The organism is Candidatus Rokuibacteriota bacterium, from assembly GCA_030647435.1.
Taxonomy (GTDB): domain Bacteria; phylum Methylomirabilota; class Methylomirabilia; order Rokubacteriales; family CSP1-6; genus AR37.
Genome location: JAUSJX010000152.1, coordinates 45,503 through 65,900, shown reverse-complemented (window position 1 = coordinate 65,900; position 20,398 = coordinate 45,503). Strand labels below are relative to the sequence as shown.

19 protein-coding genes are annotated in these 20,398 nt (G+C 67.8%); 2 read left to right on the top strand and 17 right to left on the bottom strand.

Annotation, left to right across the window (positions count from 1 at the left end; genetic code table 11):
- The 17 genes from Q7W02_26570 to Q7W02_26490 all read right to left on the bottom strand — a co-directional run.
- The coding region (locus Q7W02_26570) for an ABC transporter permease (GenBank protein MDO8479695.1) at positions 1-861 on the bottom strand (861 nt) is incomplete at its 3' end.
- The gene (locus tag Q7W02_26565) at positions 854-1,798 is read right to left on the bottom strand and encodes an ABC transporter permease (GenBank protein MDO8479694.1); all 945 of its coding nucleotides are present in this window, start codon (positions 1,796-1,798) and stop codon (positions 854-856) included. The genes Q7W02_26570 and Q7W02_26565, both read right to left, overlap by 8 nt.
- Before the next feature lie 16 nt (positions 1,799-1,814).
- Positions 1,815-3,383 carry an ABC transporter substrate-binding protein gene (locus tag Q7W02_26560; GenBank protein ID MDO8479693.1) on the bottom strand — a complete coding sequence of 523 codons (1,569 nt, stop codon included), beginning with the start codon at positions 3,381-3,383 and terminating at the stop codon, positions 1,815-1,817.
- Between the two features lie 187 nt (positions 3,384-3,570).
- The gene (locus Q7W02_26555) at positions 3,571-4,092 is read right to left on the bottom strand and encodes a hypothetical protein (GenBank protein ID MDO8479692.1); all 522 of its coding nucleotides are present in this window, start codon (positions 4,090-4,092) and stop codon (positions 3,571-3,573) included.
- A gap of 241 nt (positions 4,093-4,333) precedes the next feature.
- A complete protein-coding gene (locus Q7W02_26550; GenBank protein MDO8479691.1) occupies positions 4,334-5,119 on the bottom strand; it encodes an ATP-binding protein in 786 nt (261 codons plus the stop codon).
- Entirely contained in the window at positions 5,116-6,696 is a 1,581-nt protein-coding gene (locus Q7W02_26545; GenBank protein MDO8479690.1) for an IS21 family transposase, read from the bottom strand. Before Q7W02_26545 ends, Q7W02_26550 begins: the two co-directional genes overlap by 4 nt.
- Positions 6,697-6,948: 252 nt before the next feature.
- Positions 6,949-7,974, bottom strand: coding sequence for a tyrosine-type recombinase/integrase (locus Q7W02_26540; GenBank protein MDO8479689.1), 1,026 nt, complete (start codon positions 7,972-7,974; stop codon positions 6,949-6,951).
- Positions 7,975-8,023: 49 nt separating this feature from the next.
- Positions 8,024-9,265, bottom strand: coding sequence for a tyrosine-type recombinase/integrase (locus Q7W02_26535; GenBank protein ID MDO8479688.1), 1,242 nt, complete (start codon positions 9,263-9,265; stop codon positions 8,024-8,026).
- Between the two features lie 632 nt (positions 9,266-9,897).
- A complete protein-coding gene (locus tag Q7W02_26530) occupies positions 9,898-10,674 on the bottom strand; it encodes an enoyl-CoA hydratase-related protein (protein ID MDO8479687.1) in 777 nt (258 codons plus the stop codon).
- Entirely contained in the window at positions 10,671-11,138 is a 468-nt protein-coding gene (locus tag Q7W02_26525; protein ID MDO8479686.1) for a MaoC/PaaZ C-terminal domain-containing protein, read from the bottom strand. Before Q7W02_26525 ends, Q7W02_26530 begins: the two co-directional genes overlap by 4 nt.
- A gap of 12 nt (positions 11,139-11,150) precedes the next feature.
- Positions 11,151-12,344: a CoA transferase gene (locus tag Q7W02_26520; GenBank protein ID MDO8479685.1), complete on the bottom strand. Its 1,194-nt coding sequence runs from the start codon at positions 12,342-12,344 to the stop codon at positions 11,151-11,153.
- Between the two features lie 50 nt (positions 12,345-12,394).
- Entirely contained in the window at positions 12,395-13,513 is a 1,119-nt protein-coding gene (locus tag Q7W02_26515) for an ABC transporter substrate-binding protein (GenBank protein MDO8479684.1), read from the bottom strand.
- 32 nt (positions 13,514-13,545) lie between these two features.
- Positions 13,546-14,382, bottom strand: coding sequence for an ABC transporter ATP-binding protein (locus tag Q7W02_26510; GenBank protein MDO8479683.1), 837 nt, complete (start codon positions 14,380-14,382; stop codon positions 13,546-13,548).
- Positions 14,309-15,073, bottom strand: coding sequence for an ATP-binding cassette domain-containing protein (locus Q7W02_26505; protein ID MDO8479682.1), 765 nt, complete (start codon positions 15,071-15,073; stop codon positions 14,309-14,311). Before Q7W02_26505 ends, Q7W02_26510 begins: the two co-directional genes overlap by 74 nt.
- Positions 15,064-16,089 (bottom strand): branched-chain amino acid ABC transporter permease, encoded by a 1,026-nt coding sequence (locus Q7W02_26500; protein ID MDO8479681.1) that lies wholly within the window; start codon positions 16,087-16,089, stop codon positions 15,064-15,066. The genes Q7W02_26505 and Q7W02_26500 overlap by 10 nt, the downstream gene beginning before the upstream one ends.
- Positions 16,086-16,943: a branched-chain amino acid ABC transporter permease gene (locus tag Q7W02_26495; GenBank protein ID MDO8479680.1), complete on the bottom strand. Its 858-nt coding sequence runs from the start codon at positions 16,941-16,943 to the stop codon at positions 16,086-16,088. Before Q7W02_26495 ends, Q7W02_26500 begins: the two co-directional genes overlap by 4 nt.
- A gap of 25 nt (positions 16,944-16,968) precedes the next feature.
- Positions 16,969-18,018 carry a glycoside hydrolase family 88 protein gene (locus Q7W02_26490; protein ID MDO8479679.1) on the bottom strand — a complete coding sequence of 350 codons (1,050 nt, stop codon included), beginning with the start codon at positions 18,016-18,018 and terminating at the stop codon, positions 16,969-16,971.
- Positions 18,019-18,260: 242 nt separating this feature from the next.
- On the opposite strand from Q7W02_26490, the gene Q7W02_26485 reads away from it, so the two are divergent.
- Positions 18,261-18,785: an Lrp/AsnC family transcriptional regulator gene (locus Q7W02_26485; protein MDO8479678.1), complete on the top strand. Its 525-nt coding sequence runs from the start codon at positions 18,261-18,263 to the stop codon at positions 18,783-18,785.
- A gap of 637 nt (positions 18,786-19,422) precedes the next feature.
- The gene (locus tag Q7W02_26480) at positions 19,423-20,322 is read left to right on the top strand and encodes a dihydrodipicolinate synthase family protein (protein ID MDO8479677.1); all 900 of its coding nucleotides are present in this window, start codon (positions 19,423-19,425) and stop codon (positions 20,320-20,322) included.
- The last annotated feature ends 76 nt before the right edge of the window (positions 20,323-20,398 follow it).

Here is a 20,398-nt window from a genome sequence, read left to right as displayed (position 1 = left end):
GTCGCGGAGGCCGTCGCCGAGGAGGTTCAGGCTGAGGCCGGCCAGCGTGAGCGCCACGCCCGGGAAGAGGCTGACCCAGAAGGCCTCGCGGATCACGTTCTTGCCGCTCGCGATCACGTTGCCCCAGGAGGGCACGTAGGGCGGCACGCCCACGCCGAGGAAGCCCAGGATCGCCTCGGCGAGGATCGCGTAAGCGAAGACGAAGCTACCCTGGACGAGGAGCGGGCCCACGCAGTTGGGCAGGATGTGGCGCACCGCGATGCCCGCGTCCTCGCGGCCGAGGGCGCGCGCGGCCTGGACGTAGTCGAGCTCGCGGATCGACAGCACGGTGCTCCGGATCAGCATGGCAGTGCGCGGCATGTAGACGATCGAGAGCGCGAAGATCACGTTCCACACGCCGGACCCGCGCACCGCCATGAGCGCGATGGCGAGCAGGATGGCGGGGAAAGCCATGAGACCGTCCATCACGCGCATCACGACCGTGTCGAGGCGCCGCGAGAACCCGGCGACCAGGCCCACCGCGATGCCGCCGACCGAGGTCAGCAGCATGGTCGTCACGCCGACCAGGAGCGAGATGCGGCTGCCGTGGAGGACCAGGCTCCAGACGTCGCGCCCGAACTCGTCGGTGCCGAGGAAGTGCCGGGCGCTCGGAGGCTGGAGCCGCGCCGCCGGCTCAAGCCGCGTGGGATTGTGCGTCGAGAGCACCCCGGCCAGCACCGCCGCCAGCACGAAAGCCAGGAGGATGAGGGCCCCCCCCACGACGCTGCGGTTGGCAAGGAGGCGGCGGAGCCAGCGCGGCCGCGTGGACGGCGCGCCCGCCGCCACCGCGGGGCCGAGGACGTCGACGGCCGCCTCAGTCATAGCGGATCCGCGGATCGATGATCGCGTAGAGGAGATCGACGCCGAGGTTGATGAGCACGTAGACCGTGGCCGTGACCAGGACGACCCCCTGCACCACCGGGTAGTCGCGCCGGAGGATGGCCGAGATGATCAGGCGGCCCAGCCCCGGGATGTTGAAGACGATCTCCGTGACGACGGCGCCGCCGATCAGCACGGCGGTCGTGATGCCGATGACCGTGACGACGGGCACGAGCGCGTTGCGGAAGGCGTGGACCCAGGTCACTACACCATGCGAGAGCCCCTTGGCCCGCGCGGTCCGGATGTAGTCCTGCTGGAGCACATCGAGCATGCAGGAGCGGCTGATGCGCGCGATCAGCGCCGACTGGTTGAAGCCGAGCGAGAAAGCGGGCAGCACCATGTATCTCATCGCGCCCACGGGGTCCGTGAACACGGAGACGTAGCCCGCGGCGGGCAGCCAGCCCAGGCGCACGGCGAAGAAGTAGATGAAGTTGAGGCTGAGCCAGAAGCCGGGGATGCAGACGCCGAGCAGCGAGACCAGCATGAGCCCGCGGTCCCAGGCCGACCCCCGGTAGGCCGCCGCGATGGTACCCGACGGCACGCCGATGGCGATGGCGACCACAAGCGCGGAGAGCATCAGGACCAGCGTCGGCTCCGCCCGCTCCCAGAGCGCCTGGCTCACGGGACGGTCGAGGAAGTACGACTGGCCGAGGTCGCCGCGCAGGACCCGCGCGTAGAATCCGATGAGCTGCTCGTAGATGGGACGGTCGAGCCCGAGCCCCTTCCGCGTCGCCTCGATCTGGCTGAGCGTGGCGTCGGGGCCGAGCATCACGCTGACCGGGTCACCCGGGATCAGGTGGATCAGCAGGAAGACGACGGTGACGACGACCGCGAGCACCGGGATGATCGCGAGCAGCCGCCGCAGGAGATAGGGCCCCACGCATCACGTCCCCGGCTTACTTCTCCAGCCAGACGTTGTAGAAGCGGACGCGCTCCGTCTTGTCGTTGAAGTCCTTGACCGTGTTGCGGGCCGCGCGCAGCCCGAAGAGGTCGCCGTAGCGGATGACCGGCACCTTCTCGTAGAACTGCCGGGTCTGCTGCTCCCAGAGCGCCATGCGCTTCTTGGGGTCCGTTTCGCGCGCCAGGTCGGCCTGGAGCTTGAGGATACCCTCGTCCGTCGTCCAGCCAGGCCAGCCGGCCGTAAGATAGATGTGATGCGTCGGGTCGTAGAAAACGCCCATGCCCGTGGTGAAGACGTCGTATTCCTTGGAGTTGTTCCGCCGCTTGACGAGCGTCGCCCAGTCCACGACCTGCAGGTCGATGTTGAAGCCGACGTCCTCGAGCTGCTGCTTGGTCAGGAGCGCGAAGTCGTACATCCACTTGTATTCCTGCGTCGTCATGAAGCGGATGGGCTCCTTCTTGTACCCGGCTTCCTGGAGCAGGCGCTTCGCCTTGTCCTTGTTGTGCTCGTTCCACGGCAGCCCCGCGATCTTCGTGTGCCACGCCGTGATCTCCACGGGCGCCAGGCTCGAGTCCATCCGGTAGAACTCCGTCTTTCCCCCCGCCACGTTCTTCATGATTGGCTCGATGTCGATCGCGGCCTGCCAGGCCTGGCGGAGCTTCTGGTTCGTCATCAGGCCTTCCTTCTTGTTCATGACCGCGACCAGCCAGTAGTAGGGCTTCGAGACGATGGCGCGGGCGTTGGGATTCTTCTTCAGCCGGTCGTAGGCGTCGAGGTTCAGGTCGTCGGCGAAATCGAGCTCGCCCGTCTCCACCTGCGCCACGCGCGTCGCGACCTCGGGCACCGGCACCCACCGGATCTCGTCCACGTACGCCGTCTTGCCCCCACCGTAGCCGTTCGGCTTCTCGTTGCGGGACTTGTAGTCGTCGAAGCGCACCATGCGGATGTACTGGTCGGGCTTCCACTCGGCAAGCTTGAAGGGTCCCGTGCCGATGTACTCGGTCACCTTCTGCTCCGGCGGGAACTTGTCGGCGATCTCCTTGGGGTAGATGGCGCCGAAGTTGTTCGGCACGGCGAGCGAGATGAGCACGATGGCCGACTTCTCCTTGAGCCGCATCTCGACCGCGTACTTGTCCAGGGCCTTGAACTCCGCCACCTGGGCGAAGAGAGCCTTGCCGTAGACGGACTGCTTGCCCCAGCGGCCGAGGGAGGCGACGACGTCCTCGGAGGTCATCTCCTTGCCGTTGTGGAACTTGACGCCCTGGCGGAGCTTGAACGTGTACACGAGGCCGTCCTTGCTGACCGTCACACCTTCGGCGAGCATCGGGATCGGCCGGTTGCCGCTGTCGAGGCTGTAGAGCCCCTCGTAGATGTGGTTGGTCAGCGTCTCGGTGATGCTGGCGGTGGTCCAATGCGCGTCGAGCGCCGGCGGCTCGCCCAGGTTGCCGACGCGGAGCACGCCGCCTTTCCGCGGCGCGTCGGCCGCGAGGGCCGCGCCGACGACGACCAGCAGGACTGCCACCACCGAAACCAATGCCTTCCGGACGGGCACAGAACGCGCCATGCGATTACCTCCCCACGGGGTGTCGAGACAAGTGCGTAGGATGTTGCTCCGGGGCCGGAGCCTTGTCAACGCCCGGGTGGGCGGGTGCTGCGTGAGCGGCGCAGACGGCTGACCTGGCGGCAGTCGCCGTCGATCGAGGAGAACTCTGAGCGGACCGTGAGAGGCCGACCTGGCCCCCGGGCGGGGGTTACCCGGCGGCCGCGGCGTGGTCGGGCTGGGGCGGGGCCGGTCCGGGGGGTCTGGGGCCCGGCGCCAGCCCAAGGTGGGCGAGGATCGGGCGCCCGACACCGGGGTCGTGCACGGGGGCGAGGAGAGGCAGGCGACCGCCACAGCGCGGGCAGGCCAACACGTCGAGCGCGAACGCCCGGTGCATCAGTGCCGCCCAGGCCCAGGAGCGTGGGGGGCGTTGGCCCCCGGCGTCGCGCGGGCCGGCCGCGCCGTGGCCGGCGTCCGAATCTCCGGCCACCGTGCGGCCGTAGCCAACGACCTGTGAGCCCCAGCGGGCATGCGGGGCTAGGGCGGCGTGGTAGAGCAGCAAATTTATCGCGGGCCGCGGTGTGAGGGCCGCGAGCTTCTCGAGGAACTCGATGGGCTCGAAGAGCACATGCGTCGTGCCGTCGCGCCAGGCGGCCTTGAGCGTCACGAGGACGCGCCCGTCGGTGCGGATGTCGATTTTCAGGAGTATGGGACCCGGCCTGTTCAGAAACATGGGACCCTCGGGGCCGTCCCCTCACGTGACGAGTTAGGGTTGACTCCGGCCGGGGGCGCCGGCCGTAGGATGGTTGTAGGGCGGGACCGCGGGGTGATGCAACTCCTTTCTCCGCTGGTGAGCGGGAGTCGGTGAGGCGCGGCAGGGCCTACGAGCCTCTGAGAGCGCGATCGAGAGGCCGGGCCATAGTGCGGTATCCCCCTGCGGGGCGCTTTCTGACGGGTCACGGGTGATGACCGGATCATCCATGGGCGGCCGGGCCCTTGCGCGCGGGGGCTGGCAGGCTGGGCTTGAGCCGGGTGCGGTAGGACTCGCCCTCGATGACGAGGTCGAAGGCGCGGCTGGTGAAGCGATCGAGGGCGCTCTGCGCGCGGACGGGGTCGGCGAAGGTGGCGAGCCATTCATCGGGCCCGCGGTTGCTGGCGACGATCAGCGAGCCGGCGCGGTCCCGTTCGAGGAAGACCTCATAGGCGTCGCGGCTCTCCTGGGCCTCCATGGCATCGAGGGCGAAGTCGTCGAGGATCAGGAGGTCCACGGCGAGGAGCTTACGGAGCTCGGCCTCATGACTCTGGGTGAGCCGGGCGTGCTTGAGGGTCTTGAGCATCGCGTCCGTGCGGAGGGCGAGGACAGAGTGGCCGCGGCGACAGGCGATGTGGCCCAGGGCGTGGGCGAGAAAGCTCTTGCCGACGCCGACGGGCCCGACGAGGGCGACGTGGTGATGCGCCTCCAGGAAGCGGAGCGTGACGAGCTCGTTGAGGAGCGCGCGATCGAAGGTGACGTGGGCCGTGGTGTTCCAATGCTCGAGCTGGGCGCCGGGGTCGAGGCCGGCCCGCTGCGCCCGCAGGGTGGCGGCCAGGCTGTCTCGGCGCGTCACCTCGTCGGTGAGGATGAGGAGGAGGAAGTCCTGGTGGGGCAGCGGCTGCTGGCGCCCGAGGGTCAGGCGCTCAGGGAGCGTGTCGAGCACGCGGGAGAGCCGGAGGCGACGCAGCACGGTCTTCAGGTCGGCCGAGATCGGGTCAGGGGTCATGTGGGATCTCCTTCTTCCCGCCGCTCTGCGGAGGGCAGGGGCAGGGCGTAGTGGGTGGCGGGTCGCAGATATCGGGCGAGCGGCAGGACGCGCGCGGGGGGCGGCGGGGCGGGCGGCGCCGCGAGTGCGAGGAGCCGGGCAAGGCGACGGACGCTGAGCATCTCGGCGGCGAGCGCGGTCTCGCAGGCCGTGTTGACGCGGGCGTCGCCATAGCGCCGAACCAAGCCGAGCAGGGCGTAGGCCTGGCGCATGCGGGTCCAGGGCAAGTCGCCGGCCAGCAGGGCGCGGGCGAACTGTCCGACGGCAGGGCCATGGCCCTCGGCCCGGCGGGCCAGGCTCTCGACGTCGCGCAGGGCATAGATGGTTTTGTCGACGGGGAAATCGGCGCGATCGAAGGCGCGCTGGCCCGGCGCGACGCGGGGGTGGACCTTGACGCAGACGGCGCCGGCATAAAAGCGGACGGTGGTGGAGTCGGCGCGGGCCCGCAGGGTGTGGCCGACATACGGGGTCGGCAGCGAGTACAGCCCGCGGGCCACCTGGGCATGCTGATCGCGGGCGACCTTGGATTCGCACCAGAGCGGGATGTCGTAGGGCGTGGTGGGGGCCGGGCGCAGGGCCGGCTGCTCGACGGCCTCGAAGTGCTCGCGCGGGGGGCGCAGCGTGCGACGGTGGCGCCGCACGCCATAGTCCTCGCGGCACCACTGCACGGCGTGCGTCCGCGCGTGAGCGAGGTCCAGCAAGACCTCCCCGGCGAAGCAGTCGTCGCGGACGATGGGCACGGCGCGCTCCACGCGCGCTTTGTCCCGCGGCCGGCGCACGCGCGTGGGGTCGATGACGAAGCCGCGCGCCTGGGCGTACTCCAGGAAGGCCGCCGGCAGCCGGGGCTCGAGGGGATCCGCGCGCTGGACGATCGTCTTCGTGTTGTCGGGGATCAGGACGCGGAAGACGCCGTGGAAGAACGCCCAGGCGGCTTCACAGGCCTCGATCGCCGTCTCGGTGGTTTCGCGGAACACAGGGAAGACGAAACGGTAGCGGGACAGGACCGGGGTAAAGATCCAGGCCCGGAAGCGTCGGCGCCGGCCCAGCGCGTCGGGCGCCAGGTGCGTCATCCAGCCGGTGTCGAGCTGGACCTCTTCCCCGGGGCCGCAGTCAGCCAGCGGGATCGTCGGCGCGGCGCGGCCCCAGTCGAGTGCCTCCAGGGCGAAGCGTCGGAGCGTGGGGTAACTGATGAGCACACCCTGGCGCCGGAGCAGCGTGCGGATCTTGGACAGCCGCACGTCGGCGCGCAGGTACCGCTCGATGACGTCGCGGTGGGCCACGCACGCGGCCCAGCCGTCGCCATGGGGGCGCCCCGTGCCCGGCTGGACGGCGCTGACGACCGCGGCGAGCAGGCCGTCGTCCAGCTGGTCGGGACTGGCGACGATCGTCAGCCCGTGCGCCTGCGCGGCGCCCAGGTACCGCCGGACCGTCTTGACGTTCAGGCCCAGCTGGGCGGCGATCCGCTTCTTGCGGACGCCGGTCAGCCAGAGCCGCAGGACCTCTTTGACCTCGAGCATCGTGACCTCGCGATAGGCCATGCACCCCTTCTGGCCCAGCGGGGGCCGAGAGGGTCATAGCCCGAGGTCACGCAAGGGGGGAAAGCTTTTGAAAACCCCTCAGGTCCCGGGGTCCCATGCTTCTGAACAATTCAGGCCGAAAGGGTCCCTACCTTCTGAAAACCGACAGTGCGGAGGTGGAGCCGATCCTGGGCGAGGGGCGGGCGCAGGAGATACCGACACTATGCGGACCGGGGAGTTATGCGGACCTCCGGGACCATTTGGTCGTCGCCTTCATGGGTTGACCGCGTCGGGACTCCGCATAACCGTGGGGGTGCGCAGGGCGGCGATCAGTCGGTCGGGCGGCCGGAACTTCCCCGGCCGCAGCGCCGGCGGCGTCATCGCCGCGAGCGCCTCGAGCTTCTCCGTCGGGTCGGCCTGCAAGTAGATGTCGGTGGTCTGCGTGCTGGCGTGGCCGAGCCACAGCGAGACCTTGCGCAGGTCGCGCGTCGCCTGCAGCGTGTTGAGCGCGCAGGTGTGCCGCAGCACGTGCGGCGAGACACGCTTGGCCCGGAGCGACGGGCAGCGCGCGGCGGCCGCTGCGACGTGCTTGGTGAGCACGCGCTCGAAGCCGGAGCGCGTCATGGGCTGGCCCCAGGCGTTGAGGAACAGCTCCGGGGCGGGCGCGTCGCCGCGCACGGCAAGCCAGGCGCGGATCGTGTCGCCCACCGACTTCCACAGCGTCAGGGCGCGCTCGCGGCGTCCCTTGCCGCGCACACGCACGTCGACGTAGCGGCCGGTGAACTGCACCTCGTCCAGGCGCAGGCCGACGAGCTTTGAGACGCGCAGGCCGCCCGCGAGCCCCAGCAGCAGCATGGCGCGGTCGCGGAGGCCGAGGCGCGTGGTCGGCTCCGGCGCATCGAGGAGCGCGCGGTGCTCCTCGACGCTGAGGTGCCGCACGATCCGCGTGTCGGTCCTCTGCGCGGGGATGGCCCGAACGCGTCGGACCTGATCGAGCGTCGACGGCACGCGGTACTCGACGAACCGCATGAAGGAGCGGACGGCGGCCAGCCGGGCGTTCCTCGTGCGCGGGGCGTTGTGCCGCTCCTGCTGGAGATGGTCGAGGAACTGCAGCACGAGGGGCGCGTCGAGTTGCTCCAGCGCGAGGTCGGCGGGCGCCACGCCGAGCGCTCGGCTCATGAACTGGAAGAGGAGCTGAAAGGCGTAGGCGTAGGTGTCGCACGTGTGCGGGCTGGCCCGCCGGTCCACGGCGAGCCGCTGCTGGAGGAACGCGGTGATGTGTGGAGCGATCGGCGTCATCGGACACCTCCTTCGAGGAACCGCTCACACGCATGGGCGACGCCCTGCATCAGCTGCGGCGTCGCGTGCAGGTACCAGCACGTGTCGGCGAGGTTGCGGTGGCCGAGGTCGATCGACAGCACGCGCATGCGCCAGCCGACGGGGCTCCCGCCGTGCGGACACGCCTCCAGGGCCCGCACGGCAAAGGTGTGGCGGTTATGCCGGGCCCGGCATTATGGCGCAGGACGTGGGTCCCCCGGGACGGCGCCCGAACGCCGGCGCGCCCGATCGCGCGACAGACGACATCGCGCACGCCGCTCGAGCGAATCGGGTGGATGGGAGGGCGTGCGGTCAGGAAGACGTGGTCCGTGGCGGCGGCGGGACGCTCGGCCGTGAGATAATCGAGCAGCGCATCGCCCGCGTCCTGAGGCAGCGGCAGCCGTGTCTCGCGCCGCCTCTTGCCGACGACGCGGAGACGTCCCCGCCCCCACTCAATGTCGCCGAGCCGGAGCGCGACGACGTCACCCGCGCGCAGACCCAGGCGGGCGAGCAGCAGCAGCATAGCGCGATCGCGCCGCGCCACGGGGCTGGGGCGATCACAGGCCTCGAGGATGCGCTCCACATCGGCATCCGGGAGGTCGCGGGGGAGCGTGGCCAGCCGCCACGTGGGCATCGTGGGAACGGCATCGACGAGGTCTGGCGAGCACCGACCGTGCGCGACGAGCCACCGCAGGAAGCATCGGACGATGGTCGTGACCCAGCCGGCCGACGCGGGCGCGTGCTGCCGGATGTACTCGAGCACGAACCGGCGCACGCCCGCGGCATCGAGCCCGGTGGGATCGTCGCCCACGGTGGCGAGCAGGGCCTGGACCACCGGCACCGAGCGGGCCATCGTCGTGGCGGCCAGGCCGCGCCGGTCGCGCATCCACACGCCGTACTCGGTCACCAGCGGCGGACGGGTCGCCTCCGGCGCGGACGTGGTCACGACGTCCGTGTCGCGCAGGTACCGCAGGAACGCGTGGATGCGGAACGGCACCCGCTTGTGGCCCCTGCGCTTGCTGCCGCGGCATCGGCACCGGGGCAGATGACGCACAAAACGCGCGAGCAGATCCTCGTCGAGATCCACGATGGCAACGCCCCGCCGCGCGGCCCACTGGCCCAGGTGGTCGGCGGCGTACAGGTAGACGCCGCCCGTCTCGGACGAGTAGCCGTCGGCGCACATGGACTCCGCGAAGCCGTCGAGAAACGGCCCCGCAGGCCCGCTGCGGAGACGGTGCAGAGTGAGGGGGTTCTTGAAGCAGCGCTCGAGCACGGTGTCCGCCTTGGGCCGAAGCCCGGTGAATGGGGACCCCAGCGTGCCCGAATTATGCGGCCCGGGTCATCCCCTCCGAGGTGGCCGAAGCCGCGGCATTCTCAGCGTTCCTCCCGACCACGTGGGCGCCGGGTCCGCATAACTCCCCGGTCCGCATAGTGCCGCTTATGCGGAGCTCCGCATAACCGGCAGACCTGCTCCAGGCGCGCCCGGTCGTTGGAACTCGGCGGTACCGCGCGAGGGCCTCGTCAGCGCGCTCACGGATGAGCCGGCATTCCTCGGCGTGCACGTAGGTCGTGATGATCCCTTCCCCACGCCCGCCAAGGCAGTCGAACTGGGCCGCCAGCAGCTCGCCCCGGTTACCCGCGGTGATGAGCACGGGCGGGTGGGCGAGATACACCATTCCCGCTAGACGACCCGGTCCCGCGCGCGGCAAGCGCCCCAGCACTGCGGCGGCCGATCGGAGGTCCAGCGGGCGAACCGACACGATGTCACTGAAGAAGACCCTAGGAGGCTCAGCGGCAAGATGGCAATCATCACGGGAGGAGCACACGGGATGGGTGAAAGCGAGGCGAGCTGGTGGATCGCCGGCGGCGGCATGGCCTTTGGCTGGCTGACGATCACGCCGGTGGTTATCGCCCCTTCCAGCTCGGCTCTCGCTTGGCGAGAAATGCGTCCATCCCTTCGGCTTTGTCTTCGGTCGTCGTGAGGATCGCTCCGTACGTCGCCTCCAGGGCCAGCCCTTCCTCGAGCGGCATCTTCAGGCCCTCGTGAACGGCCCGTTTACCGTAGCGGACGGCCAACGGCGCCCGCGATGCCAGCACCTCAGCAAGCTCCCGGGCGGTCTCCCAGAGCTTGTCCGGCGGCACGACCCGATTGAGAAGGCCGATCTCGTATGCCCGCGCGGCTGAGATCGGCTCACCGGTCAAGACCATCTCCATGGCCAGCCCCTCGCCGGCGATCCTGGCAAGCCGTTGCGTCGCGCCATAACCCGGGATGACTCCGAGTTTGATCTCCGGGACCCCGAACCTGGCCCGGGTCGAAGCCACGCGCAGGGTGCACGCCAGGGCCAGCTCGCAGCCCCCGCCCAGTGCCCACCCGTCGATGACGGCGATCGTCGGCTGCGGCAGCGTCTCGAGCCGGCTGAGCCACGCCTGGCCACGCTGGCACAGGTCGAGGCCAGCGGGACCGCGTACCGTCCGGAGCTCCTCGATGTCGGCCCCCGCAGCGAACGCCCGCTCGCCAGCGCCGCCTACCAAGACGACACGTATGCCCGGGTCGGCAGCAAGCTCGCCCAGATAGCCATCGAACGTCTCGATGACCTCGGCGTTGAGCGCGTTGAGACGCCCTGGCCGATTGACGGTGATCGTCGCGATCTGGCCGGCTCGCTCGAGCCTGACGACGCTCATGACTGCACGCCGGCACCGTACGGCAGGAACTTGATCAGATGGTCGCCCACGAGGACCACCTCGCCGTTCTGGTTCAGCACCTTGAGGCTTGCGTGTGTCCGCTGGCGTTCGCGATCGATGCGGACGATCTCGTAGATCACGCGGATCGTGTCGCCGAAGAATACCGGCTTGACGAAGCGAAGGCGGTCGTAGCCGGCGGCCACGCCGTCGATCTTGTGCTTAATGCCGAACATGGCGGCCGCGGCAGAGGTGAAGCCGACGATCAGGGCGCCTTGCGCAATACGCCGGCCGTATACCGATGCCTGCATGTACCGCTCATTGACATGGTTCGGTGAGAAGTCACCGGTGATGCCGGCGAACAGGTACACGTCACTCTCACTGATCGTCTTCTCGAGGGTCACGCCATCGCCGACCTTGATGTCGTCGATCGATGCGCGGACACTGTCTGGGCTTTCCGCGACCATGTTCAGCCTCCCTTATCCGAGCGACCCGTCCGCTCGAAGCGCAAAGATCTCTTCATCCTGGTATCCTGCTTCCCGCAGAATCTCCTCCGTCTGCTCCCCGAGCAGCGGTGCCGACCGCAGCGCGATCGTCTTGACGGCCGAGAGCCGCAGAGGGTTCCCGACGGTTTTGACCTTTCCGTGGACCGGATGCGTGAACTCCACGAGCGTGCCGTTTGCTTCCAGCTGCGGGTGGCGGAGCGCCTCGTCCAGCGTCAGGACTGGCGCACAGAGCACGTCCTGCTCGTCGAGCCGCTTCAGGCACTCGTCGGTGCTGAGCCGCGCGAAGCCCGCCTCGAGCAGGGGCCAGAGCAGATGCCGGTTCCGCATTTGATTCGCGAGGCCGTCGAACTCAGCACGCGCTGACAGGTCTTCGAGGCCGAGAGCCCGGCAGATGTCGGCAAGAGGGTTGGGGCGAAACACACCCACGACGGTCACCGCACCGTCGGTCGTCTGGAACGTTCCGATCAGGTACTGCGTCACCCAGTTGACCTCGCGCTTCCGCAACAGCCACTGGGTCGCCTCTTGCATCTGCATCGCCACCATCGTGTCGAGCAGCGAGACGTGCAGTTTCTGCCCCTGGCCTGTGCGCTCGCGGTGAAAGAGCGCGAGGAGAATACCCTGAGCGAGAATCATGCCCGCCGAGAAGTCGCCGAGGGCCGTGGGATAGAGCTGCGGGCGGCCGTCCGCATCCGGGTTTCGCGAGACGGCGCCCGACAGCGACTGGGAGAGCAGGTCCTGGCCGGCCTTGCGCATGAGCGGGCCCGAATCGCCAAAACCGGAGCCGCAGGCGTAGATCAACCGTGGGTTGTCCTGCCGTAACGTCTCATAGCCGAGTCCCAGCCGCTCCGCGACGCCTGGCCGGTAGTTGTGAACGAACACATCGGCTCCGCGAATGAGCCGGCGGACGGCCTCGATCGCCGACGGCCTGCGAAGATCGAGCGCGATGCTCCTCTTATTGCGGTTGAGGCTCATGAAGTATGCGCTCTCGCCGTGGGCCTCGGCGATGAAGGGATCGGTGGTGCGGCTGATGTCACCCACGCCGGGCCGCTCAACCTTGATGACGTCGGCGCCGAAATCACCGAGAATCTGCGTGGCACACGGGCCGAACTCAACCTGCGTAAAATCGATCACCCTAATGCCGCTCAGTGGAAGGGACGACGTGCTCACTTGGCTCGCTTTCTCCGGGATCGTTCGCGGCCGCCAGTCATGGGCGGCGGCTAGAGATTCTTGAATGTCCCGTTACGGATGGTCACGAAGAATAGCGTCCCCGGGCCCCAGCCGTCGTGGTCGGTCTTGGAGAACTGGATCGGACCCGCCGCGTAGCCTTTCACGGGGCCGATGCTCTCCATCGCGTCTCGCAGCGCCGCGCCGGTGGTCGCTCCGCTCTGCAGAGCCGCCACCACGCCGGCCATCGCGTTGGCCCCCAGCAGAGCGCCGAAGCCCGTCACCCCCCCGTGGTCCTTCATCAGCGCGAAGAGCTCGGCGAGGGGGCCCGGCTCATCGGGGTTCACGAGCGCCGGGGCAATCAAGCTCTCCGCCGCCTTGCCGGCGTTCTTGATGATCTGGCTCTGGACGATGCCCGCCAGTCCATAGACCGGCACGTTCAGCCCGACCTCCTGGACCTTGCGCAGGAAGGCGCCCGCCGAGCCGGTGGATGCCGTGGCCAGGAAGATGGCATCCGGCTTCGCGTTGCGGATCGTCGTGGCGACAGCCGTCAGGTCGGTGGCGGCTTTGGGGGCCGACACGTTCGCGACGATCTGAAGGTCGCCCTTGTCATGCGACAGTTGAGCGAACATCTCGGAGGCCTGCTTGCCGTAGGCGTCCTCTTCCGAGAAGATCGCCGCGCGCTTGTGACCATCAGCCACCATCCGGCTGCGGCTGGCCGGCAAATCGACGGCGATCGGCACCGACATCCGGAACACCCACTTCGAGAACGGTTCGTTGGGGTCGGTCACCGACTGCGTACCGACCATCGGGAAGACCGGCACTTTCTCCCGCATCGCGAGCTCTGCGAAGGAAAGCGTTTCCGAGCCCGTCGTGGCCCCGATGATGGCGATCACCCGGTCGTCGAGAATGACCTGGTTGGCCAGCCGCGCAGCCTCGGTGGGGTTCGTCTTCGTGTCACGAACGATCAACTGGATGGGCCGGCCCTTGATGCCGCCTGCAGCATTGACGCGCTTCGCAACCGCCTCGATAGCGCGGCGCTCTTCGGAGCCGTACGCGGCGGCCGGCCCCGACAGGGCGATGAGCACTCCGATCTTCAGTGGCTCCGCCGCGGCGGCGACCGGCTGCGTCGGCGCTACGACAGCAGCCGTCACGAGGAGGGCCGTCGTCACGGCCAGGAGCGTGCGAACAGTGTTCGTCATGACTACTCCTTTTCCGGGGCCTCTGGGCCCCTGCTGCGGGTGAGGTACGTCTTGCCGATCCGTTCCCGGTCCCGAAGCGCCTCACGGCCACCCTCCAGCGCCGTCTGGCCCGCCACGATCAGCACGAAGCGGTCGGCAACCTGCTCGACCAGCGTGTGGTTTTGCTCGACGAGAAGCACTGGCAGCCGGCCGGCGCGCAGCCCGAGCAGCACGGATGCCAGCGCCTCCACCACCTTCGGCGCGAGGCCCTGTGCGGGCTCGTCGAGCAGCAAAGCCAACGGGCGCCCCACGAGGCCCTTGGCGATCGCGAGCATCTGCTGTTCGCCCCCGCTCATCGAGCCGGCCGCCATGCGCCATCGCTCGCGGAGGATCGGGAAGAGCTCGAGCGCCTCTTCGATCGCTGCCGCCCGCTGGGCCTCGGGCGACAGGCGAGCGCCCAGCCGGATGTTCTCCGCCACGGTCAGGGTCGGGAAAAGGCCGCGATTGTCGGGGACGGTCGCCAAGCCGATGCGCGCCCGCTGATAGGCGGGCTTGCCGGTCAAGCGCCGGGGGCCGAGGTAGACGTCCCCTGTGCCGTTGATCACCCCGCCGATGGAGTGCAGGAAACTCGTCTTCCCGGCACCGTTGGGTCCGATGAGGGCGACGATTTCGCCGGGGTTGACCGTGATGCTGATGCGTCGGCAGACGATAAGCGGCCCGTACTGCGCCGTGATGTTCTCGCACCGCAAGTTCGACTCCGACACGGGGGGCGATTCGATCGCGGGTTCAGGCAACGCTGTGCGCTCCCAGGTAAGCAGCGATGACGCGTTCATCAGCGACCACGACGGAGGGCCGGCCACTTGCGATCACCCGCCCGTTGACCAGCGCGATCAGCTCTTCGCCAAGATCGGCCACAAACGGGACGTTATGCTCGACCAAGAGCACGCCGATGCCTCGCTTCGCGGCAGCTCGAATGGCCGCCGCAAGCAGCAGCCGGTCGTGATCGTCAAGCCCGGCTGCCGGTTCGTCAAGGAGCAGATACTTGGGGTTGCCGGCGAGCGCGCGCGCCACTTCCAGAAGCCGTAGCCGAGCCAGAGACAACTCCCCCGCGCGCACATGCGGGTCGGCCACCAGCTCGAACTCCTCGATCAGGTGCCTGGCTTGGGTCCGTATACGCGCCTCCTGCTGCCGGACCTCGGGTAAGCCCAGAAAGGCACCGACGAAGCCCTGCCGGATCGTCGGGTAGAAACCGACGAGGACAGCATCGAGGGCGCTGGCATCGAGATCGAGGCGCGGGGTCTGGAAGGTGCGGCCGATGCCAAGGCGTACCCGCTGGTCGGGCCGCAGATCGGAGATGTCCTCCCCGTCAATGAAGACCCGGCCGTCCTGCGGGCGGAGGATGCCCGTGATGGAGTTGAATAGGGTTGTCTTGCCTGCACCGTTGGGCCCAACCAGGCCGACGATCCGGCCTGCCTCGACGCTGATCTCGACGTCCTCGAGCGCTCGCAGCCCGCCGAATTGCACTCCGACTCGGTCGACAGTCAGCGCCATCTCCCGCTCCTGACCGTGTCCGATGCCTGATTGTCGGCTCCACCGACAGTCAGTGGGGCCGGCGCCAGCCCCCTCGGCCCGTTGCGCCGGAAACGGAGTGACAGCAGGCCGTCGGGGAAGAGGAGCAGGACGAGCACGAGGATGGCACCGAAAAAGATGCCTTGCGTCTCAGTGCCCGGCAGAAAGTCGCTGGCCAGAATGAAAATGGCAGCGCCCACGACGGGCCCGAGTACGGTCTTGCGACCACCGATGACCACCATGAAGAGGGCGTTCGCTGATACGTGGATGCCGAGCGAGTCCGGCGCGACGTAGCCGACGTAATGGACGTAGAACCATCCGGCCAGTCCGGCCACGCCGGCAGTGACGGCAAAGAGAATCGCCAGGTCCATTGCGACACTCACGCCCATGGACTCGGCCAAGATGCGGTCAACTCTCACGGTGTTGAGCGCGCGCCCCCGAGCCGTACCGAGGAAGGTGCTGTAGAGGACGACGGCGATGAGTACCAGCAGCCAGATCGCGACGTGTGACCAGAACCGCGACGTCTCGATGCCGGGGAGCCGCGGGATGCCAGACAGTCCGACATACTCGCCGGTGAGCCACCCGCCCCGCTCCACGCCGACCAGGAACACCGTATTGAGGGCCAGTGTTGCGAGTGCCAGCGACAGTTCGGGTAGTCGAAGGATCGGCCGGGCGATGGCAAACGCGAAGGCGGCCGGCATCAAGATGGCGGGGAACACCGATGTGAGTGGTGACCACCCGAAGTGGCTGGCCAAGATCGCGCTCGTGTATCCGCCCATGGCCGCAAACGTTCCCTGGGCGATGGAGATAGTGCCGCCCTGTCCGTACATGAGGCCGAGCGGCAAGGCGATCAGGGCGAGGATCCCGACCGTCGCCGACGTGCTGTACAGAGAAGGTCGAGCCTGCGCGAGGACGGTGACGAGCATAACGCCAACCACGAGGGCCAGCGCCGAGCGATGCCGCCGAAGGAAGCCACGGGGGCCGCTATCGTGGATCACGGCCGTAAGCCCGTGAACGCCGCGCTCGGCATCCGGCCACTGGCCAGCACGATGACGATGAGCGCCGACGGCACCGCGGCCGCCCAACCGCTGGGCAGGTACGCTTGACTGATCGCCTCCACCACGCCGAGCAGCATGCTTCCGGCAAAGGCTGCCGCCGGCCCCTTGCGACCCAGGACGACGGCCGCGCTGAACGCGATGGTCGTGAAGGCGAAGGTTGAGAAGTAGGCGAGCCCGACGGTCATGACGGCGAGGACCCCCGCCACGCCGGCGGTCGTCGCACCGACGACGAATGTGAACAGCTGAGTGCGTCGCACGGCGATCCCCACCAACCCAGCCGCCCGGTCGGAGATCGCGCAGGCCCGCATCTGCAGGCCCAACGGCGTGTACTTGAGGAGCACGGCCAGGCTCGCCATGAGGATGAGGCTGACGGCCAGGTTGAAGGCGCCCTGGTAGGGGATCACGCCGCTGCCGAGCTTCCAGCTGCCCTCGATACGGGGCAGGAAGCGGCTGTCGCTACCCGCCACGGTCAGGAGCGCCGACTCGATGACGATCAGGAAGCCGAACGTGGCAAGCACGATCAGGATCGCGTCCTTTTGGGGCCGCAGGGCATGGAACCCGACGAACGTCGTCCCGACGATAAGCCCCAAGCCTGCAGCGGCAAGGATACCAACGACCGCCCCGAGCGGTAGTCCGAGCATGGCCGCGATCATCCCGGCCGTCACGGCATACGCCCCCGTCGAGACATCGATGACGTCCGTGGTGAGCCAGACGACACTCATCGGCACAGCCATCAGCGCATAGATGCCACCGAGGAAGACGCCGGCGATGATGAACTCAAGGATCAGATCCATCGGAGTGGCTCTGCGACCGCCGGTGTCAGCGGCGTTGCGGCGCGGCCACGAGATGTTCGCGGAGCACAGCCGCCGCCTGCAGGAAGAAACCCTGTCCGAAAAGCGTGGTACCAAACGGCACGCCGGGCCCACCCGGCGGCACGGCAACTCCGGGCACGGCGCCATCCTCGTCGACGGAGCCAGCGACCACTTCGAACGCGCGGAGGGCCGACGGGATGTAGTCCGCGTCGACCACTTTCTGCCTGACGCCCCGTCCAACCGCGTAGGCGTACATCAGGCTCGCCGAGGCTTCGACCTTCGAGTCGGGGTCGTCGAGGATGTGGCGAAGATAGCCCGAGCTGTCCTGGCGCGACCGCATCGCCGCCAGCGCCCTCTGCCCCACCTCCGACGCGGCCTTCGCCCGCGTATGCTCGGGGACGAGATCCAGGAGATCGACGACGGTCGCGATGAGCCAGCCGTTGCCGCGCGCCCAGAGCGTGGACTGGGGGTACGAGTCGGGCACTTCCCGCCACGCGTGGCGGGCGAGATGCTTGTAGGGGTCCACGAGGTGTTTGACGTGGACCTCGAACTGCGTGAAGGCCTCGTCGATGTACTTGGCGCTGCCCGTGATGCGGCCCAGGCGCGCCAAGAAGGGGCACATCATGTAGATGAAGTCGATCCAGAGCTCGGGCCCCTCCTTCCGCGCCCAGAAACCGCCGTCACTTGTGCGTGGCGTCCTGAGCAACGCGTCCGCCTGGCGCTGGGCGGCCGTGAGGTAGCGAGGCTCCTTCGTGCGCTCGTAGAACGCGAGCAGCGGATAGCCCAGGCTGCTCGAGAGCGGCGCCGTTGGCGTGAACGTCGCCACGTGGCCGACGCTCAGCTCGAGCCGGTCGCTGTAGCTGAGGTGCCCTTCAGACGTCTGCGTGTCGACGGCCCGGTCGATCCACCGACCGACAGCGGCGATCGAATCGGAGTCTTCCGATGCGAGGACCCCAGTGATCGCCGGCGCCTTCTCCCAGCAGTCGCGCTCGTACGGGTGCGTGATGGTGTAGCGGATGACTCGCTTGACGACGCCGTCCAACTCGTCGGCCCGCATCGGTTCCTCCTAATCGCGACACAGCGCTGATCGGGTCACCGCGCCCCGGTCCCTCCCTGCCGCAGGGACCTTCGCGCGTACACCATGCCGGCAGACATCCTGACATGTCAAGCCATATTTTGGCTGGTTCCACCATTGTGGTGGCGTGATATTGTTGAATCAGCAATGAGACGCTGATTTTTTGTGGTGTCAGCCATATTACGGCGTTCAACAAGGAGGGGAACCGCGTGGACAGCCTCCAGGTGTCAGACACCGACATCCAGATAATCCGTTGCCTGCAGGATGACGCACGGAGCTCCGTGGCGAAGCTCGCCGGGCGGCTCCGCATGCCGGAGTCGACGGTGCGCCATCGTCTCAATGCGCTCCTCCGGCATGGCCTCATCGAGTTCGTGGCCATGACCAACCCGCTCCGGCTCGGGTTTCAGATCTGGGTCATCCTCGAGATCGAGGCGCAAATCCCGAAGATCCGGTCCGTCGCGAACCGTCTCGCCGCCGTGCCAGAGATCTATTTCGTGGGTGTCACCACCGGCAACTACAACGTCTTCGCCGCTGCTGTGTTCCGTTCGAACCACGAGCTCGTGGACTTCATGACGCGCCGGCTCGCCGGGATTCCCGGGATCGTGCGGACGACGACGGCGAACATCGTCGACGTCGTCAAGCGCACCATCGAGTTCCGCCTACCAGCCACCCCGCGCCGTCCACTCGCGGCGCCCGGATCCCGCCGCGCGCGCCGGGTGCTGCCCTCGAACGGCAAGAATGGGACCTGAATCCGGGTCTCAGGCGTGGCTGCGATGAGGACGGCCCCACCCGCGGCACGGCAGCTTCGCGCTCAAGCCCCTGCGCAAGGACGTGGGCCTGGCCACTGAGCTCGCGCGCGAGTACCACGTGCCCCTGATGATCGCCGCGCTCGCTGAGCAGCCGCCGGCGGCGGGCGCGCATGCTATCCTGACGGCCACCATGCCAGACCGATTCTCTACGAGGCCCCGCGGCTACCCGGCCCCGCGTCGAGGCCCTGGCCCATAGGAATTATAGGGTCCTACAGCCTTCTTGCTGCCTGGCGCCTAGCCCGTTGGTCTCGCCCGCGGACCTACTCCGAATCTCAGTTTGTTTCCACGCCTCCTTGACAAGGCCTCTCATGCTGTACTAGCGTGGGCTTGAATCGATGAAGATTTTCGAGGTCCTGTGATCTGTCATGCTTGAGTGGTGTCTTATAATAGCTGAAAAGGACGACCCCATACCGTCGCAAGCGGGGTTTCTGGCATCCGATGCCTCGGCCACTTCCCGGCGGCCGTGCATCAGTTACCGTCGCGCCCCCATGCGGCGGCGCTGCACGCTGATAAACATCAATCGCCAAATGAGAGCTACGCTGACTTCTTGCTTCACCGAGAGAGAGGGAGCATCACGATGATCGCATTTCATGGCGTCTTCCCCGCCATCATTACGCCTATGACGCCGGAGGGCAAGCTGAACGAAGCGGTCCTTCGCGAGGTGATGGAGTTTAACATCCAGGCCGGTGTGCATGGTTTCTGGGTTGCCGGTGGCACCGGGGAGAGCGTGCTGCTGGACGATGAAGAGAACATGCGCATTGCTGAGATCGCGGCTGACCAAGCGCGTGGCCGAATAACCAATATCATGCATGTTGGGGCGCTGACCACGGCCCGGGCGGCCAGGATGGCAGAACATGCCGCGCGGGTGAATATCGATGCCATCTGTTGCGTGCCGCCCTTCTTTTACAAGCCCAGCGACGCGGCGGTTGTCGAGCATTATCGGGTCATTGCCGCGGCGGCCAACCTGCCTTTCTTCGTCTACAATCTGCCACAGTGCACTGGCACGGAGATCACCCCAGAGTTAATGCGGAAGATTCAAGAGCGTGTTCCTCAATTAGCTGGTTTGAAGCATTCGGCCTTGACTCTCTCGTACGTGCGCGACTTCACCAAGATGGGGCTGGCCTGCATCATCGGGAACAGTGCGCTCATGCTCCCGGCCTTGACGCTGGGCGCCACTGGCTGCATCGATGGTCCGCCTAATATGGCGCCTGAGTTCTGGATCGAGATCTGGCATGCGTATCAGGCCGGCGATCTCAAACGAGCCGAAGATGCGCAGGACCGGGCCACCGAAGTGACGAATCTGGTACGACGGTTTGGCCTCCATGCCACCACCAAGGTGGTGCTGAGCGCGCGACTTGGTATCGACTGCGGTAATCCGCGTCCTCCAGGGCTGCCACTGACGGCTGAACAATGCCAACAAGTGCTCACGAGAGCCGCCGAGCTGGGCCTGGCCCGAGCCACTGTCGGTGCTCACTAGAGCCAGGCTGGGCGTACTAGCGTTGATGTTGCGTGTGCCCCCCTCTCGGAGGGGGACAGGGTCCATCACGGCTCCA